This window comes from Pannonibacter anstelovis (assembly GCF_036881715.1).
Lineage (GTDB): Bacteria > Pseudomonadota > Alphaproteobacteria > Rhizobiales > Stappiaceae > Pannonibacter > Pannonibacter anstelovis.
Genome location: NZ_JBAKBF010000003.1, coordinates 492,943 through 509,883, shown reverse-complemented (window position 1 = coordinate 509,883; position 16,941 = coordinate 492,943). Strand labels below are relative to the sequence as shown.

Annotated in this window: 18 protein-coding genes; 7 read left to right on the top strand and 11 right to left on the bottom strand. The window is 62.2% G+C overall.

Translation table 11 applies throughout. The annotated features are described in order from the left end of the window. Nucleotides 1–396: 396 nt before the first annotated feature. The 7 genes from V6L75_RS07655 to V6L75_RS07625 all read right to left on the bottom strand — a co-directional run bounded on the left by V6L75_RS07655 (nt 397) and on the right by V6L75_RS07625 (nt 7,931). Nucleotides 397–1,563, bottom strand: a complete 1,167-nt coding sequence (locus V6L75_RS07655) for a thiolase family protein (protein ID WP_334250907.1) — start codon at nt 1,561–1,563, stop codon at nt 397–399. Nucleotides 1,564–1,567: 4 nt separating this feature from the next. Then, complete coding sequence (locus V6L75_RS07650) at nt 1,568–3,016, bottom strand: AMP-binding protein (protein WP_334250906.1); 1,449 nt, start codon at nt 3,014–3,016, stop codon at nt 1,568–1,570. Then, nucleotides 3,013–3,573, bottom strand: a complete 561-nt coding sequence (locus V6L75_RS07645; RefSeq protein ID WP_334250905.1) for a biotin transporter BioY — start codon at nt 3,571–3,573, stop codon at nt 3,013–3,015. The genes V6L75_RS07650 and V6L75_RS07645 overlap by 4 nt, the downstream gene beginning before the upstream one ends. Nucleotides 3,574–3,755: 182 nt before the next feature. Next, nucleotides 3,756–4,976 carry an ammonium transporter gene (locus V6L75_RS07640; RefSeq protein WP_334250904.1) on the bottom strand — a complete coding sequence of 407 codons (1,221 nt, stop codon included), beginning with the start codon at nt 4,974–4,976 and terminating at the stop codon, nt 3,756–3,758. A 276-nt stretch (nt 4,977–5,252) separates the two neighbouring features. Continuing rightward, a complete protein-coding gene (locus V6L75_RS07635) occupies nt 5,253–6,614 on the bottom strand; it encodes an ammonium transporter (RefSeq protein WP_334250903.1) in 1,362 nt (453 codons plus the stop codon). A 12-nt stretch (nt 6,615–6,626) separates the two neighbouring features. Continuing rightward, nucleotides 6,627–6,965, bottom strand: a complete 339-nt coding sequence (locus V6L75_RS07630; protein WP_026355689.1) for a P-II family nitrogen regulator — start codon at nt 6,963–6,965, stop codon at nt 6,627–6,629. Between the two features lie 399 nt (nt 6,966–7,364). Next, the gene (locus V6L75_RS07625; RefSeq protein WP_334250902.1) at nt 7,365–7,931 is read right to left on the bottom strand and encodes a DUF924 family protein; all 567 of its coding nucleotides are present in this window, start codon (nt 7,929–7,931) and stop codon (nt 7,365–7,367) included. A gap of 142 nt (nt 7,932–8,073) precedes the next feature. On the opposite strand from V6L75_RS07625, the gene V6L75_RS07620 reads away from it, so the two are divergent. Next, on the top strand, nt 8,074–8,337 hold the full coding sequence (locus tag V6L75_RS07620; RefSeq protein WP_334250901.1) for a sulfurtransferase TusA family protein: 264 nt from the start codon (nt 8,074–8,076) through the stop codon (nt 8,335–8,337). Here V6L75_RS07620 and V6L75_RS07615 read toward each other — a convergent pair whose 3' ends face one another. Continuing rightward, nucleotides 8,338–8,637, bottom strand: coding sequence for a 4a-hydroxytetrahydrobiopterin dehydratase (locus tag V6L75_RS07615; protein WP_334250900.1), 300 nt, complete (start codon nt 8,635–8,637; stop codon nt 8,338–8,340). 180 nt (nt 8,638–8,817) lie between these two features. Here V6L75_RS07615 and V6L75_RS07610 point away from each other — a divergent pair, with 180 nt between their 5' ends. Next, a complete protein-coding gene (locus V6L75_RS07610; RefSeq protein WP_334250899.1) occupies nt 8,818–9,282 on the top strand; it encodes a low molecular weight protein-tyrosine-phosphatase in 465 nt (154 codons plus the stop codon). A gap of 6 nt (nt 9,283–9,288) precedes the next feature. Here the strand turns inward: V6L75_RS07610 and V6L75_RS07605 are convergent, their stop codons facing one another. Next, nucleotides 9,289–10,146, bottom strand: coding sequence for a phosphatase PAP2 family protein (locus V6L75_RS07605; RefSeq protein WP_334250898.1), 858 nt, complete (start codon nt 10,144–10,146; stop codon nt 9,289–9,291). A gap of 88 nt (nt 10,147–10,234) precedes the next feature. Here V6L75_RS07605 and V6L75_RS07600 point away from each other — a divergent pair, with 88 nt between their 5' ends. Then, nucleotides 10,235–10,846, top strand: coding sequence for a 2-hydroxychromene-2-carboxylate isomerase (locus tag V6L75_RS07600; RefSeq protein WP_334250897.1), 612 nt, complete (start codon nt 10,235–10,237; stop codon nt 10,844–10,846). A gap of 3 nt (nt 10,847–10,849) precedes the next feature. On the opposite strand, the gene V6L75_RS07595 is transcribed toward V6L75_RS07600, so the two are convergent. Beyond that, complete coding sequence (locus V6L75_RS07595; protein ID WP_334250896.1) at nt 10,850–11,737, bottom strand: cation diffusion facilitator family transporter; 888 nt, start codon at nt 11,735–11,737, stop codon at nt 10,850–10,852. A gap of 138 nt (nt 11,738–11,875) precedes the next feature. Next, on the bottom strand, nt 11,876–12,634 hold the full coding sequence (locus tag V6L75_RS07590; RefSeq protein WP_334250895.1) for a DUF1223 domain-containing protein: 759 nt from the start codon (nt 12,632–12,634) through the stop codon (nt 11,876–11,878). 278 nt (nt 12,635–12,912) lie between these two features. Between V6L75_RS07590 and V6L75_RS07585 the strand changes: the two genes are divergently transcribed. The 4 genes from V6L75_RS07585 to V6L75_RS07570 all read left to right on the top strand — a co-directional run bounded on the left by V6L75_RS07585 (nt 12,913) and on the right by V6L75_RS07570 (nt 16,939). Beyond that, entirely contained in the window at nt 12,913–13,674 is a 762-nt protein-coding gene (locus tag V6L75_RS07585) for a GntR family transcriptional regulator (protein WP_334250894.1), read from the top strand. 271 nt (nt 13,675–13,945) lie between these two features. After that, nucleotides 13,946–14,974 (top strand): TRAP transporter substrate-binding protein, encoded by a 1,029-nt coding sequence (locus V6L75_RS07580; protein WP_334250893.1) that lies wholly within the window; start codon nt 13,946–13,948, stop codon nt 14,972–14,974. 140 nt (nt 14,975–15,114) lie between these two features. Continuing rightward, nucleotides 15,115–15,624, top strand: a complete 510-nt coding sequence (locus V6L75_RS07575; RefSeq protein ID WP_334250892.1) for a TRAP transporter small permease subunit — start codon at nt 15,115–15,117, stop codon at nt 15,622–15,624. Nucleotides 15,625–15,631: 7 nt separating this feature from the next. Continuing rightward, nucleotides 15,632–16,939 carry a TRAP transporter large permease gene (locus tag V6L75_RS07570; protein ID WP_334250891.1) on the top strand — a complete coding sequence of 436 codons (1,308 nt, stop codon included), beginning with the start codon at nt 15,632–15,634 and terminating at the stop codon, nt 16,937–16,939. The last annotated feature ends 2 nt before the right edge of the window (nt 16,940–16,941 follow it).

The window sequence follows — 16,941 nt, the reverse complement described above, 5'->3', positions numbered from 1 at the left end:
GCCCCGCCGAAGCGCCAGGTCAACGCCGGCCGCGTTTCCCTTCCTTCAAATACCTAATTGTCAAAGAACTGAACACTTACGCGTTCATTACCCAACAGAAACCCGCTACCGAACTCTCATCCGGCCACCAAAGCCACCCTGTCGGGAAGTCTCGGGAACAGCGTCCCCGCCGCCAGCGACGTTGCCGCCGTCGATGAACAGGCTTATACGCAGCTCCCCTGCCCCCGTCAACAACCTTCTGTCCGATTTTTTTGCAGCCGGTGATTATTTTTGCGGCTCCCGTGTGGATAAGCTGGCTTACTACCCCTCAAAAGCCGCAGAAATCAGCCGCGAAACGGGGAAAAATGTTTATCAACAGGCACTTGCCGCGCCGCGAAAAAATCTTCGCAAGCGCACTCAAGCTTGGGTGGAACGGAGAAAGAGCGCCGTTCCAAGCCCTCCTGCTGCGGCAATTGCGGCCAGACCGGTGCTATTGCGCGGCTCCCTGGCAAGGACATGGGCGAGCCGCACCGCCAGTATGGCGCCGGATGCGCCAATGGGATGACCGCGTGCCAGCGCCCCGCCCCCCTGGTTGACGCGCAGATCATCAAGGCCAAGGCCGATCGCCCTGCGGCTCACCATCGCCTGAACGGCGAACGCCTCCATCAGCTCCACAAGAGAGATGTCTTCAAGGTCCATGCCGGTGCGGCGGAAGAGCTCCAGCGCCGCCTCATGCGCCCCCGCTGCCGGATTGCCCGGATCGCCTCCTGTCATCACCCCCTGCCCCACTGCAGCAAGAGGCTTCAGACCCCGGCGTTCTGCTTCCTTGCGGCGCATGATCACAAGGATTGCAGCTGCATCGGCTTCCACGGCAATTGTAGATGCTGTCAGCCCATAGGCGTTCCCGCCTGCAAGCACGGGAAGCCGGGACTGCAGCCTTGCGTCAAGCGGCCGTGTGAAGGCATCGGCGGCAAGCCCTGCCAGCGGAACGGTTTCGGCTGCAAAATCTCCGGCCGCCTGAGCCCGCAAGGCGGCCTGATGGCTGGCACGGGCATAGGCTTCCTGCGCCTCACGGCTGATCTGCATATGCAGCGCCAGCCTGGCTGCGGCCTCTGCCGGATCCGGATCCGGAAACGGCGGCGGCGCAAAGGCCGGGCGGTCATAGGCAACAGGCACACCGCCCTTCGGCAGCGGGCGGTGCATGCGGACCGGCGCGCGGGAAAAGCTTTCAACGCCGCCCGCAATGATCACATCCGCCTCCCCGGCCCGGATGGCGCGGGCCGCGAGGATCACCGCATCAAGGCCGGAGCAGCATTGCCGGTCCACGGTCATGGCGCTGACGGTTTGCGGCAGGCCCGCGGCCAAGGCCACCAGCCGGGCAGGATTGCCGCCCGCGCCCAGCGCATTGCCAAGGATCACCTCGCTGACAGCCTCAACGGGAAGCCCGGCATCCGCAAGGGCTGCCTGCAGCACAGGCGCGCCCAGTTGCGGCAGATCCAGCCGCGCAAAGACGCCCCCGCGCGGGGCCACGGGCGAGCGCCGGGCGGCCACAATCACGGGATCATGCGCCGTTGTGCCGGTCATGGCCTCACCTCGTCTTCAGCCGGGCATGGACGGCCTGTTCCAGCGCCGGAAGATCCGTCTTGCCGCCCGGCGTCAGGGGGAAGGCCTCGAACAGGAGAAAGGCACGCGGACAACGGGCCCGGCCAAGGGCCGTCAGCACGGCGCGCCGCAGCAGGCCTCCGTCCTTCAGATTTCCGGCAGCCTCGGGATCCGGCCAGATGGCGGCCACCAGTCTCTGCCCGCGCAGACGGTCGGGCACACCGAAGACTGCGGCAGCCGTTACCCCGGGCACGGCGCGCAGCACCTTCTCCACTTCTTCGGGAAAGATATTGAGGCCGGAGCTGTTGATCATCCGCTTGTCGCGGCCCGCGAGATAGAGATTGCCCGCCTCATCAAGCCAGCCCCGGTCGCCGATGGTCAGCCAGCCTTCCTGCCAGCGCACTTCCTCGCCGCCGCCGCATATATAGCGATCGAACAGCAGCGGGCTGCGCACCCACAGATGTCCAATCTCGCCCTGCGGCAGAACACGGCCCCCACCATCGCGGATTTCCACCTCCACTCCGGGAAAGGGGCGCCCGACGGAAGCTTCCGGCGCAGTTCCATCCTGCAGGGAGATGAAGCTCATTTCAGAGGCGCCGTAGAACTCGCAGATCCGCACGCCGGGCAGGCGGCGGGTGAACATCTGCCGGTCCTCCGGCTGCAGCTTGGCGCCGCTCGACAGGACAAGCCGCAAGGACGGCGCGGTCTCCACATCACGCAGGATCAGCTGCAGCTGTGTGGGGGTGGCGTAAAGGATGGTCATCCCAGCGTCTGCCAGGCGGCGCGCCACGTTCTTCGGCTGAAACCGGGGCATCAGCTCGACGCAGGCCCCGGCGCAAAGCCCTTCCACCGCCGCATAGAGATGCAGAGAATGCACGAGCCCGCCGCAGACCAGCACCTTGTCCTCAGGTGAGGTACTGAAGGCAGCAGCGCTCAGGCGGAAACTTTCTGTCCAGGAGCGGTGGGCGCGGGCAAAGCCCTTGGGCACACCCGTCGAGCCGGAGGTGAAGCCGGCATAAAAAAGATCTTCCGGTGCGGGAAAGGGCAGCGGCGTCCCAGCTGCTTCCTGCGCTTCCTCAGTTCTAGCCATCAACGCCGGAAAAGCGGCAGCATCAATGACAAGATCAGGCGCAGAGGCGGCGAGGATCTGATCACGCAGGGCATCGGGCCATGTGGTGTCAAGCATCAGGGCAATGCCCCCGGCCCGGCCTGCAGCAAAGAAAGCCAGCAGAGCCTGCAACGGATCTTCCAGCAGAATGCCAATGCGCCGCTGACGGGAGAACGCAGCAGGCAGGCGCCGGTTAAGCTGAAGGGCCAGCGCTTCGACCCGGGCTTGCAGCGCAGCGAAAGTCAGGCTTGCCCCGCCGCAGACAAGCGCGGTCTGGCCGGGGCGGGTGGCCGCGTGATGCGCCAGCGCCGCCCCGGTGAAACTCATGGCCGGCTCAGCAGGGCGCGCGGCAGGCCGCGGGCCACCGTCTGTGCCACCACGGCGGTGATCGCGACCTTGATGAGATCACCCGGCAGATAGATGGCGGTGCCGGCCAAGGCCTTGGCGAAAGGCAGATCGGCGAGGATCATCAGGCCCGGAATGCCGAAGAGATAGACAACGCCAACGCCGCCCACAGCTGCCGAGAGGGCAGCGGCGAAAAGAACCGGCAGATTACGGCTGCGCTCCATGACGAAACCGGCCACGAAGGCGCCGATGGGCCAGCCGATGAGGAAGCCTGCGGAAGGTCCTGCAAAGACGGCGAGCCCGCCGCGCCCGCCGGCCAGAAGCGGCGCGCCCAGGGCGACAACAAAGAGGAAGAGCAGCATGGACAGGCCGCCGCGCACGGAACCGAGCATCACGCCGGCGAGCATCACGCCAAGGGTTTGCGCTGTGATGGGCACGCCCGCGAGGAACGGAATGGCGAAGGGCGGAAACTGCCCCAGTACGGCAATCAGCGCCGCATAAAAGGCGATCTGTACGAGGGCATAATCCTTGCTTGCCATGACCGTGCTCCGTTCATCGTTAAAAATAACAGTCCATATGCGCACCCGTCCCGGGTTTTAATCCCGTCCGGCCGCCAGTGCAAATCCCCGGAAGAGCCAGGGTACCCTGCACTGGCAAAGACCACTATAGAGCTGCGGACACGGACGGTGCCACGGTTTGGCAGCGCAAGAACAGCGCCAGTTCACCGGCCCAGGTCATGCTCCGGATTGGCGCTGATGTGGTGGATGGACAGATCCGCGCCCCGGAACTCCTCTTCCTGGGAAAGACGCAGCCCGATGGTGGATTTGATCACCCCGTAAACGAGGAAACCGGCCATCAGGGCAAGAAGCACACCTGCCCCTGTGCCCGCAATCTGCGCCAGAGGCGACACACCGCCCATGCCGCCAAGGCTTTCCAGGCCGAAAACGCCAGCCGCAACGCCGCCCCAGGCACCACACAGGCCATGCAGCGGCCAGACACCGAGAACATCATCGATCTTCAGGCGGTTCTGGCAGATCTCGAAGCCCTTGACGAAGATGACACCAGCAATTCCGCCCACCAGCAGCGCCCCCACCGGATGCATCACATCCGAACCGGCGCAGACGGCAACAAGACCAGCCAAAGCGCCATTGTGGACGAAGCCGGGATCGTTCCGCCCTGCAATGAGCGCGGTGAGAATGCCGCCAGCCATGGCCATCAGGGAATTGAGCGCCACGAGACCGGAGACATTGGCCAGCGAAGCAGCCGTCATCACGTTGAAGCCGAACCAGCCGGTGCACAGCAGCCAGGAGCCGAGCGCCAGCCAGGGAATGGAGGACGGCGGAATGCCGATGGCACGCCCCTGCTTGTCATAGCGCCCGCGCCGCGCACCCAGCAGCAGGACGGCGGCCAGAGCGGCCCAGCCGCCGAAGGCGTGCACCACAACGGACCCAGCAAAATCATGGAATTTTGCGCCAAATGCCGCTTCAACCATGGCCTGAAGACCGAAATTGCCGTTCCAGACGATGCCTTCAAACAGCGGATAGGCAACACCAACGAGCGCCACCGTCGCCAGACATTGCGGCAGAAAGCGCATTCGCTCGGCAATGCCACCAGAGATGATGGCCGGAATGGCGGCAGCAAAGGTGGTGAGGAAGAAGAACTTCACCAGACTGAGGCCCTGCGGCTCGAATGTGCCGTCCGCACCTGACAGGACCTGCGCACTGACGAAGAACGTGGTGCCATAGGCGATGGCATAGCCCACGAAGAAATAAGCCAGTGTGGAGATGGCGAAATCGGTGAGAATCTTTACCAGCGCATTGACCTGGTTCTTGTGGCGGACGGTGCCTGCTTCGAGAAACGCAAACCCGCCATGCATGGCAAAGACGAGAATGGCCCCGATCAGCACAAAGAACACATCGGCGCCAGCCGGTGCAGTGGACATGAATTGCCTCCCAAACGTGCAATCCGCCTCTTCAAGGGGCGGCGTCAGGGGAACGCCAGAACAAGATGCGTGCCAATCGGGCAAATGGCGAAAATCAGGGCTTTTCACCTGCCCCAGATTGATCCAGACGCCAGATAAATAGGCACAACGCGCTCAAAACTAATGCAAGAAAGGGAAGTCCGCTCACTTTAAAGGCAGAAGCTATAAAAAGCCCGGGGCGTGCGCCCCGGGCCTGAGGTTGGCCATATGGCCTGCTCCTGGGAGAGCTGGTCCGGATCAGAGGCGCTGGGAGCCCTGACCGAATTCCGGATAGGCTTCGACGCCGATTTCCACCTTGTCGAGGCCAAGAGCCTCTTCTTCGGGGCTGACGCGGATGCCGACGGTTGCCTTCAGGATCATCCACAGAACCAGCGAGGTCACGAAGATGAAGGCACCATAGGCGGCAATGCCGATGAGCTGGACGCCATAGGAGGTACCATCATTGGACAGCGGGACAATGAGAGTGCCCCAGATGCCGCAGACGAGGTGGACCGGGATGGCACCAACGACGTCGTCGATCTTCAGCTTGTCGAGCAGCGGCACCACGAAGACGACCAGAGCGCCGCCAACGGCACCGATGAAGACCGCCTGCGCAACAGTCGGGTTGAGCGGCTCGGCAGTGATGGACACGAGACCGGCCAGCGCACCGTTGAGGGCCATGGTGACGTCGACCTTCTTGTAAAGGATCTGCGTCAGGATCATGGCAGCAACCACACCACCGGCAGCAGCCATGTTGGTGTTGGCGAAGATACGGGAGATGTCGGTCACGTCACCGATCGTGCCCATGGCGAGCTGGGAAGCCCCGTTGAAACCGAACCAGCCGAGCCACAGGATGAAAGTGCCGAGCGTTGCGAGCGGAATGGACGAACCCGGCATCGGGATGACCTGACCGCTGGAGGTGTACTTGCCCTTGCGTGCGCCCAGAACAAGAGCGCCTGCGAGAGCAGCCCAGCCGCCGACAGAGTGCACCAGCGTAGAACCGGCGAAGTCGGAGAAGCCCATCACCGAGAGCCAGCCCTTGCCCCACTGCCAGGAGCCCGCGATCGGGTACAGCAGACCGGTCAGGACGACCGTGAAGAGCAGGAAAGGCCACAGCTTGATGCGCTCGGCGAGCGTGCCGGACACGATCGAGGCAGCGGTGGCCACGAAGACCATCTGGAAGAACCAGTCCGAAGCGGTGGAGTAACCGACGCTGAGCGCATCACCACCGACCGGATCGAAGGAATAGGGGCCGAAGGAACCCATGAAACCGCCGTCAACGCCGGTGTACATGAGGTTGTAGCCCGTGAGCCAGAACAGGATGCCTGCGATGGAATAGAGCGCAATGTTCTTCAGGCACTGCATCGACACGTTCTTGGACCGCACGAGGCCCGCTTCCAGCATGGCGAAGCCCGCAGCCATCCACATGACGAGGAAGCCGCCCAGAAGGAACAGCAGCGTGTTGAAAATATAGGCTGTGTCGGCAGCCAGAGCATAGACCGGCGCCTCGGGAGCAGCGGCTGCCTCTGCGGCCGGAGCAGCGGTCTGGGCCAGGCCCGGATCGGCCATCAGGCCGAGGACCGCCATGCCGATTGCGGCATAAGCGAAAGACTTCTTCATGTTACTCACCCCTCAAAGCGCTTCTGTGTCGGTTTCGCCGGTGCGGATGCGAACCACCTGATCGATCGAATAGACGAAGATCTTGCCGTCACCGATCTGGCCGGTCTTGGCGGCGCCGGAAATCACTTCCACGACCTTGTCGACGGACTCGCTGGAAACAGCGACTTCGATCTTGAGCTTCGGCAGGAAGCTCACCGCATATTCGGTGCCGCGGTAGATCTCGGTGTGGCCCTTCTGGCGGCCGTACCCCTTGACCTCGGTGACGGTGAGTCCCTGGATGCCGATGCTCGTGAGGGCGTCACGCACCTCGTCGAGCTTGAACGGCTTGATGATGGCCATCACAATTTTCATGCTCGTTACCCGTTTCCCCTGCTTGTCACCGGTCCGGGACTGGACCGGTCTGGCCACCTGGTCCGCGTTCCCTGCGCTTCAGGAGGAACCTGCGCTGAGGGCGGGCCGGGCCGGCTTTCCCCTTCTCTTAAACAAGGACCGTGCCAACTTTGGCCGGGGATCGGAAAATGCCCGATTTCCGCCAGATTCATGGAAGGGAGCACCGCTCAGGCGGGCAGTTGACCGTTCATGAGGCAACCGCAGCGCAGCATGTCTGCCTATTTTTCGCTCAAAATTAAGAAACCGCACATAAAGTATGCAAATCTGAAAAACAAAAATGCCACCGCTGCTTTTTAAGGCAACGGCGGCATCCCGCTCGAAGAAAACCATTCAAGGGAAATAGAGTGGCAAACTCTGGTTTCAGGCAGAAAAACCGCCATCAGCCAGATAGGCCGCCTCTTCCGGTGTCGTCTCACGCTCAAGCACATGGTTGCGATGCGGAAAGCGGCCAAAGCGGCGGATCACGTCGAGATGGACGAGGGCGTAGAGATAGAATTCCTTGTCTCCCAGGCGGCGGAACAGATCGACGGACTTTTCCTGCTGAGCCATGTCTTCCGCATGCTCGAACGGCAGGTAGAAAAAGGCCCGGGCATCCTTGGGGAAAGCCTTGTCGAACCCTCTGGCCAGCGCAGCCGTGGCAATGATCTGGGCTTTCGCGTCCCTTGCAAAGGCCCGCTTGTCCTGCCGGTAGACGTTGCGCGGGAACTGGTCGAGCAAAAGCAGAAGCGCCAGCGCGCCATGCGGCGTTTCCTGCCAGTGGTCCAGCGCCCCCGAAGCCGCGTCATCCATCAGCGGCACGAAATGGCTGCGGATATCCGCGTCAAAGGCATCACTACGGGTGAACCAGGCCTCGCGGCCCGCCTCCCACCAGAAGTCAAGAACGGTAACGGGATCAGCGGCGGAGGATTGGGCAGAAGTGCCGGTCACGGGTGGTTTCCTTCTCGTCTGGTGTCTTTCAGGTCTCTCTCAATGTCGGCCATTTCAGCGGTGTTTCAAGCCTTTATGGCTTGACGCAGTGTTCACGGCAGGACAAGAGCTGAAGCCGGATGAAAACAGCGCGCAGGGCATCATGACGGCACCAGACACAGCGGGATCCGAACGGCATCTGGACCTAAGAGGTCTCAAATGCCCGCTCCCCGTGCTGCGCAGCCGCAAGGCCCTGACGGAGCTGAAGCCGGGCACCGTGCTTGTGGTGGAAGCGAGCGACCCGATGTCGGTGATCGACATTCCCCACATGTGCAATGAGGATGGGCACGAGCTGCTGGCGCAGGACAAGACCGGAGACGGTCTGCGCTTCACCATCCGCCGGGGCGCACAGAAAAACGCAGGGTGATCAGGTCATCCGCGCGGCGATACGGTCCATTTCCGCGGCCAGCGCCACATCCAGCGCCGTCAGCCCGCCCGCATCATGGGTGGAGAGCGTCACCTCCACCGTGCGGTAGACGTTTGACCATTCGGGATGATGGTTCATCCGTTCGGCCACCAGCGCCGCCTGCGCCATGAAGCCGAAAGCCTCGACAAACCCGGAAAAAACAAAGCGCCGGGCGATGGCATCACGCCCTTCCACCAGCCGCCATCCGGCGAGCTGATCCAGCGCTGTCCCGCGCTCCTCGTCTGTCAGACGTTCCGCCATTTGCATCTCCCGTCTTGAAATCCACGGCTGCACGGGCTCTTCTCCCGCGTCCAATCGAATATAGGCCGGGAGACAGAACTGGCCAGCGCCGCATCATACCAAGGCTCAGACACCGCACAGGCTTAAGCAAATCCCGATGAGTGAGGCTCATCAGAATCAGGATCACACAGGAACCCCGCCATGACCTCCGTTCTCTTCGTCTGCCTTGGCAACATCTGCCGCTCACCGCTGGCCGAAGGCGCCTTCCGCAAGGTGGTGGAGGATCTGGGTGCAAAGGACAGGGTGCTGATCGATTCGGCCGGCACCGGCGGCTGGCATCAGGGCGAGGCGCCGGATCCGCGCTCCGTGGCAGTGGCGGCCCGCCATGGCATCGACATTTCCGCCCAGCGCGCAAGGCAGGTGGTGAAGGCAGATTTCAGCCGCTTCGAGCACATCCTCGCCATGGACAGCAGCAATCTGGCCAACCTGCGCAAGCTGAGCCCGGCAGAGGCTCCTGCCCGCCTCCGGCTGTTTCTGGAAGCAGAGGGAACGGACGTGCCGGACCCCTATTACGGCGGCCCGGCCGGATTCGAGACCGTGTTCCGGATGGTGATGAGAGGCGCGGAGGATCTTGCGGCAGAGCTTGGGCTTGGCCGAAGAGGCTAAGACCTCTCAGCGGAACTTCGCCACAAACGCACGCAGCGCCCGGCCAATCCCGGCCAGAAATGGCAACACGGACCGGCGCAGCCAGAGGCCAGCCGCAGACAGCCCGGCGTCAAGCTGCGCATCACCTGCCCAGCGCGGCGTCTTCACATAGAGCAGCCAGTAGGCGGACAGGAGCACCAGGAAGGTCAGCCCCCAGGCCAGCAGCGTATCGGAGAGGAAGTGGCCACCAAAGGCAACCCGGTTCGCCGACAGCGCCAGCATCAGCGGCAGAACCGTCAGCACCACCGCCGGGCGCCAGCTTTTCGGCACAACAAAGGCCAGTGCCATAAGCCACATGCTGGCCGAGCCCTCGCCTGAGACAAAGGAACAGTTGGTGCTGCACCAGTCCGTCTTGAGCCACACCGGCATGAACGGCATGTCTCCGCCGAACTGTTCCACCATCACCGGGCGCGGACGGCCCCAGTTGTTCTTCAGGATGCTGTTGACCAGGATGCCCGGGCCCAGCACCAGCGTGGAGAGCAGAAAGACCGGCTTGCGCAACGGCATCAGCGGCGGCAGCTCCGGCAGCAGCAGCTTGAGAAGCAGCGTCAGCACGCAGACGATGGCCACCGTCTGCACCAGATAGGGGCCGAGATAACGAACCTTCTGCAGGAAAGGCGAGGACGCCGCCGTAAAGCCTTCGCCGGGCGTGTAGAACAGGCCGCTGGCCAGAAGATCGAGATCCGGCGCCGCCAGGAACACCAGCGACACAACGCCAATGAAAGCAAAGGCCGCCCCGAATGGATGAGTGCGGCACCAGAGCACACTGGCGCAGATCAGAGTGCGGGCACGGGCAAGGCCGGAAGGAGCGGCATGATCAGTCATTCGGGCTCTCTAGCCTATTTTTGCAAGCTCGGCCAATATCTGCGCTGCGGCAGCGCCGCGAGCGAACCAGATGTAAGAGGAATTTTCCATGCAGCAACGGCCGAGGCTCGATTTCTGGTTCGAATTTGCCTCCACCTACAGCTACCTCACCGCCATGCGCATCGAGACCGTGGCCAAGGACCGGGGCATAGATCTGGTCTGGCGGCCATTTCTGCTCGGCCCCATCTTTGCCCGGCAGGGCTGGGAGACGTCACCCTTCAACCTGTTTCCGGCCAAGGGCCGCTATATGTGGCGCGAGATGGAGCGGATGTGCGAGGACATGGGCCTGCCGCTGACCGTGCCCGATCCCTTTCCGCAGAACGGCCTGATGGCAGCGCGCATTGCCCATGCCGGCAGACTTGAACCCTGGATCGGCAGCTTCGTGCGCGCTGTCTACATGGCGGAATTCGGCGAAGGCCGGGATATCAGCGACGAAGGTCTTCTCGCTGGCATCCTCTTGGATCTGGGACTGGATGCAGAGGCCCTGCTTGCCAGGGCCCAGAGCATCGAGGTGAAGATCGGCCTGCGGGCCGCCGTGGCCGAGGCAGAAGCGGCAGGCGTTTTCGGAGCGCCCAGTTTCGTGACGGAAGACGGGGAACTCTACTGGGGCAACGACCGGCTGGAAGATGCCGTGGAATGCGCCCTGCGCCTCACCCGCTAACCTTCACAGGACAACAATACCCGAGTGCTTGGCCTTGTGCTCGGGCTCCACATGGATCGTTACCCTGGCGCCGGGCAGCGACTTGCCGATGGCCTGCTCGATCCGGTCACAGATGTCATGAGCGGCATCAACGCTCATTTCCCCCGGCACCACCAGGTGGAAATCCACGAAGGTCAGGCGCCCGGCCAGACGGGTGCGCAGATCATGGGCTTCGATGGCCCCTTCCCCATGTTCGGAAATCAGCCCGCGCAGCATGTCCTGCACATCGGTAGACGCAGCTTCATCCATCAGGCCGCTGACGGAAGCTTTCATCAAAGTCCAGCCGGACCAAAGCACATTGAGGCCGACAAGACCTGCCAGCAGCGAATCCAGCTGACGCCAGCCGGTCAGGAAAACAAGGATCACACCCACGAGAACGCCCACGGATGTCACCACATCCGTCATCAGATGCTGGCCATCGGCTTCTAGCGCCGGAGAACCATTCTTGCGGCCAAAGCGGATCAGCAGCACGGCCCAGCCGCAGTTGAGCACGCTGGCAAGACCGTTCACGGCAAGGCCCTTCACGGTGTAATCGGCCGTTTCCGTAGCGTGATAACCTTCCCAGGCCGCATTGAAGATCGACAATGCCGCCAGCACGATCATCACGCCAACGAGAACCGCAGCGAAATACTCCGCCTTGTCATGGCCATAGGGGTGATTGGAATCGGCCGGCTTTGCCGCATACCAGACCGCCAGCAGTGTGGCGAAGGAGGAGGCCACATTGACGATGGATTCCAGCGCATCCGAATAGAGCGCCACGGATCCTGTCAGCACATAGGCCAGATATTTCAGGGCCAGAACGGCGGCACCGGCAATCACGCTGCCGAGGGCAATGCGCAGACGCAGGCTCATGGCTACCTCACGGATTGAGGGCGCGGCATTCCGCACGCCCGGTCAGGAGGCAGCCGCCTTGATCGCGCGCTGTCCCGTTCGGGCAAGGCCTTAGGCATGTTTCAGGCTGAACGCAAGGGTGGTGCGCGGCGAGAAGCGCTAGATTCCCGTATCCCACAGGGTGGAGGCAGCGCCGATGATGCGCCCGGGCCCGCTTTCATCTTCCAGCTGGACAATGATTGCGCAGCGCTTTCCGTTCTTTTTCATCGGGAGCTTGGGCAGCTTCAGTTCCATCGGCCCGCCAGACCACATGCCAACGGCTTCCAGGCGCTTGACCACATTGACATAGGTGACCTGCCGCCCCTCATTCTCGCCCCGGCCTACATCCACCGTCTTCGACGGCATGACATGCAGCATGTAGACGGTCGCCATCTTCGCCCCTTCGGGCAGCGCGCCGTCGATGGTCACTTCCAGCATGTCGGACATGGACTGAAGTGTGACCGACGCCGTCATCTTCGTCGCGCGGCCCAGTGCAGCCTTCACAGCCCGCTCGTCTCCTCCCACCACATGCTCACCGCCGTTGATGACGATCTGAGGGGTGTAGACGGACCTGTCGCCGCGGCGGGCGGAATAAAGACGCTGACGCTCGGAGTTTTCCGGAGAGGCAAGCGTGTCCTTCCAGCCCAGATAGTCCCAGTAATCGACCGGCAGAGAGAGAGCGAGTATCTTGGTATCCTTCGCCAGATCCTGCAGCAGCTTGTCGGCAGGCGGGCAGGAGGAGCATCCCTGGCTGGTAAACAGCTCCACCACGACCGGCGGCGCCTTGCCATCCGCAGCAGACGCAGCGGCCGGCAGAGCCGTAACCGCTAGGCCAACCGCAACCGCCAGCCGTGAAATCAGTATTCGCACAGGGCCCATGGCCGGGGAACTCGCTCTTGTCTTCCAGATCTTTGTTTCGTCCAAAATACATATTATGCGCCGCCGCGCGAGTCACGTCGCAGTGAGACCACAGTGTGATCCAGGCCGCAGCAAACCAGACAGGGGATCTGAGAAGCCTGTTCCGGGGCCTCAACCAGCGGGAAACAGTGCCATTTTGACAGACGACGGCAGGCGTCTATAAAATATCACGACATTTCAAGATCAGCAGAACATGCGCGGACAGTGTGCGCCGCTGCCGGAGAAGGAAGCATCAGACGATGGCGCGTGCACCCGGGAACACCAGGCAAACGGAAGATGCGGAGCCTGATCAGGCGAAGCGGCGCAATTCGGTCAATCTGTTCGAACTCGCCTATGAGCGGCTGGAAGACCTTATCGTCAGATGCGAGCTGAGCCCCGGCCGGTTCCTGTCGATCCAGGATCTGCAGACCCTGACCGGCATCAGCCGTACACCTGTCCATCAGGCCGTTGGCCGCCTCGCCGAAGATACGCTGATCCACATCCGCCCGCGCCATGGCCTTCAGATTGCGCCCATTGATCTGGCCCGCGAGCGGGTGCTTCTGCGGCTGCGGCGGGATCTGGAGCGGTTCGTCATCAAGCTTGCTGCAGAGAACGCCTCTCCGGCGCAGCGGAACCAGATGCTGCATCTGGCAAAGGTCATCCGTGAGCGCCGCGCGACCCTCTCGATCGACGACTTCAACACATTCGACCGGCGCATCGACACGCTCATTCTGGCAGCCGGCAACGAGCCCTTTCTCGTCCACACCCTCAGGCCGCTGCATACGATCTTCCGGCGGATCGGCTGGATTCATCACAATCATACCTCAGGCAGCTTCAGCCTCGACGGCACCGTCGACCATCATCTGGCCGTGCTCAATGCGGTGGCAAACCGCCATGTCGAACAGGCAGTGGAAGCCTCTGATGCGCTCATCGAATTCGTCAATTCGATGTTCGATGTGATGGAGAAGGAAATTGACCCCTCCCTGCTCGACTGCAGCATCGAACCGCTGATCCCCGAATAAGGGAACTGGCCCTGTTCCGGCGCGTCCCTGGGGGCGCCCCGGCAGCCACAAACATCTTGCGCCTGCAAAGGGGCCCCGCAACTCACTCGGACGTTGCGCCTGCGGAAAATGCGAAAATAAGCATATTTTTCAGAGACTTGAAGCGGACCATGCTGCCCTGTCCGGGCATGTGCCATCTCCGCGTTGCAGCGTTTGAAATTTTGTGATATTTCACGACATATCAATTAGGTCCTCAGGAGAGGGGGCCTTGTTGAAATGGGAGGAAATCAGCATGAACATTTTCCGCACCGGTCTTGCCGGAGCAGTTGCGCTCGGCCTCACCGTAATAGCGCCCGCAGCGGCCCAGGCAGCAGATGCCACGACGCTGCAGTTCCAGACACACCACAGCGCGTCATCGCTTCAGGGCAAGGCACTGCTTCGCTTTGCCGATCTGGCAAACAAGATGTCGGGAGGCTCGCTTCAGGTGCAGATGCTCACGGACTCCTCCGTGGTGAAGGCATCCGAAGCCTTTGAGGCTGCAGCAACCGGCATCATCGACGGCGACGCGACGGGCGCAGGCTATGTCACCGGCAAGAACCCCGCGTTCCAGTTCTATGGCGACGTCATGGGCGGCTACTCGACGCCTTACCAGATCCTTGGCTGGTACAAGAACGCAGGCGGGCTGGATCTCGCCAACGAGCTCTACGAACAGTTCAACATGCATCTGATCGGCACCTTCGTCGCTACGCCGGAATCACTTGGCTCCACGACTTCCCTCGCCGGCATCGATGATCTGAAGGGCTGGAAGTTCCGCTCCCCTCCCGGCATGGAATCTGAAATCTTCCAGAAGCTTGGCGCCGCCCCGGTGGTCATGCCCTTCGGCGAGGTTTTCACCGCCATGACCACAGGCACTGTCGCAGGTGCGGATGCCTCGACACTGGCCGTCAACAAGGGCCTCGGCCTCTATGATGTCGGCAAGTTCGCAACTTATCCCGGCTTCCACTCCATGCCGATCGAGCATGTCACCATCAACCTCGACAAGTGGAACGCCCTGACGGACGAGCAGAAGCAGGTCCTTCAGTCGGCCATCGACACGATCGCCATCGAGGTGGCCACGCAGTCGGAGATCAACGACCGCAAGGCAGCAGCAGACCTGAAGGCCGCCGGTGTCACCATTCAGGACTGGAGCGAGCAGGACCGTCTGGCGTTCCGCAAGGTGGCTCAGGAAGTCTGGGCCGACTGGGCAACCCGCAGCCCGGAAGCTCAGGCCGCCTATGACTCCCACGTCGCCTACATGAAGTCGCTCGGCATCCTCGACTGAGCCGTACCTGACTGTTCCGGAAGACAGGGACTGGCGGACGTCAGACCGCCCGCCAGTCTGTTGCCCCGGTTCTGAGTAGCCCTGCATGGGCTTCCCGGACCCTTGCGGCTGCTCATTGCCTTCAGCCAGACGAGGATATCATGCCAGCACCATCCGAAAGTCCTGATCCCAAGTTCACCCCGAAGGCGGCCCTGCTCGCCTCTCCCCTGCTCGTGATCGTGGCCATCACGCTTTACGAGGTGGCGGCACGCTATCTCTTCGGCAGCCCGACAAGCTGGGTCAATGAACTGGCGCTGTTCCTGTCAGCCCTCGTCTATCTGGTCGCAGGCGTCTACGTCATGGCGCTGGATGATCACCTGCGGATTTCGGTGATCTACGATGCAGTGCCAAGGGCCATCCGCCGCGTCTTCGACTTCATCACTCTGGCAGCAACGCTGGTTTTCTGCGGCGGGCTTGCCTATTTCGGCGCTCCGACCGCATGGCGGGCCCTCGTCACCTTTGAGCGGTTCGGCACGGCCTGGAATCCCCCCATTCCGGCAATCGTCAAACCTTTTGTCGTCGTTGCAGCAGCTCTGATGGCTGTCCTTGCAATCATCAACTTCCTGCGCGCCAGCCGTCATCCCCGGCCGGGCAGTGACCGGATCGACTGAGGCTGCCATGACCATCCTGACAATCTCGATCATCCTGCTCCTTGGCATATTTGCGCTCATGGCCGTAGGCGTGCCGCTGGCCTTTGCCGCCGGCTCGCTGGCCATGGTGGTTGCCTATCTGAAATTCGGCCTGCCGGTCCTCGCCATTGCGCACAAGACCGTCTACGGCCTTGCCACCGAATACAGCTTCCTGTCCGTGCCGATGTTCATCCTGATGGCATCATTGCTGGAGCGATCCAGACTGGCGCGTGATCTCTATGATGCGCTCAACAGCGTCTTCGGCCGGGTTCGCGGCGGCATCGGCTATGTCACGCTGGTGATTTCCGTCCTGCTCGCCGCAATCAGCGGCATCATTGGCGGCGAAATCGTGCTGCTCGGCCTGGTTGCCCTGCCGCAGATGCTGCGCCTCAAATACGACCGCAATCTTGCCATCGGCATTGTCTGCGCGGGCGGCTCGCTCGGCACGATGATCCCGCCATCCATCGTGCTGATCGTCTATGGCCTGACGGCGGATGTCTCGGTGCACAAGCTGTTCCTGGGCTCGTTCATTCCGGGCTTCATGCTGGCAGTCTTCTATCTGATCTACATCGCCATCCGTTGCTGGCTGGATCCGGCAGCCGCGCCAAAGCCATCGGAGGCCCGGCCAGCTCCCTTCTCCCTGTCCGTGTTCCTGCGCGGCGTCCTGCCCACCGGCGTGCTGATCTTCACGGTCTTCGGCTGCATCTATGGGGGCATCACCTCCATCACCGAGGCCGCAAACATCGCCGTTGGCATGACGCTCGTGATCATTGCCCTGCGCGGTGAGTTGAGCGTGGCGATGCTGGCTCAGGCACTCACCCAGACCTTGCGCGCCTGCGGCATCATTCTCTGGGTCACCTTCGGTGCAGCCGTCATGGTGGCGATCTACAATCTGTCCGGCGGACAGAAATTCGTGACCGACCTCATTCTCGGGCTCAACATCTCGCCTTTCCTCACCATCCTGCTGATGATGGCGATCTTTGTCGTCCTCGGCATGTTCATGGACTGGATCGGTATCCTGCTGCTTTGCATGCCCATCTTCGTGCCGATCGTTGCTGCTCTCGGCTACGATCTGGTGTGGTTCGGCGTGCTCTTCTCCGTCACCATGCAGGTTGCCTTCCTGTCGCCCCCTTTCGGACCGGCCGCATTCTATCTGCGAAGCGTGGCTCCCCCCGAAATCACCCTCCCCGTAATCTACAGGGCGCTCTGGCCATTCATCCTGATCCAGCTGTTCATGCTGGCGCTGCTGCTGGCCTTCCCTGAGATTTCGCTTCTCCTTCCCAATCTCGCACGCTGATG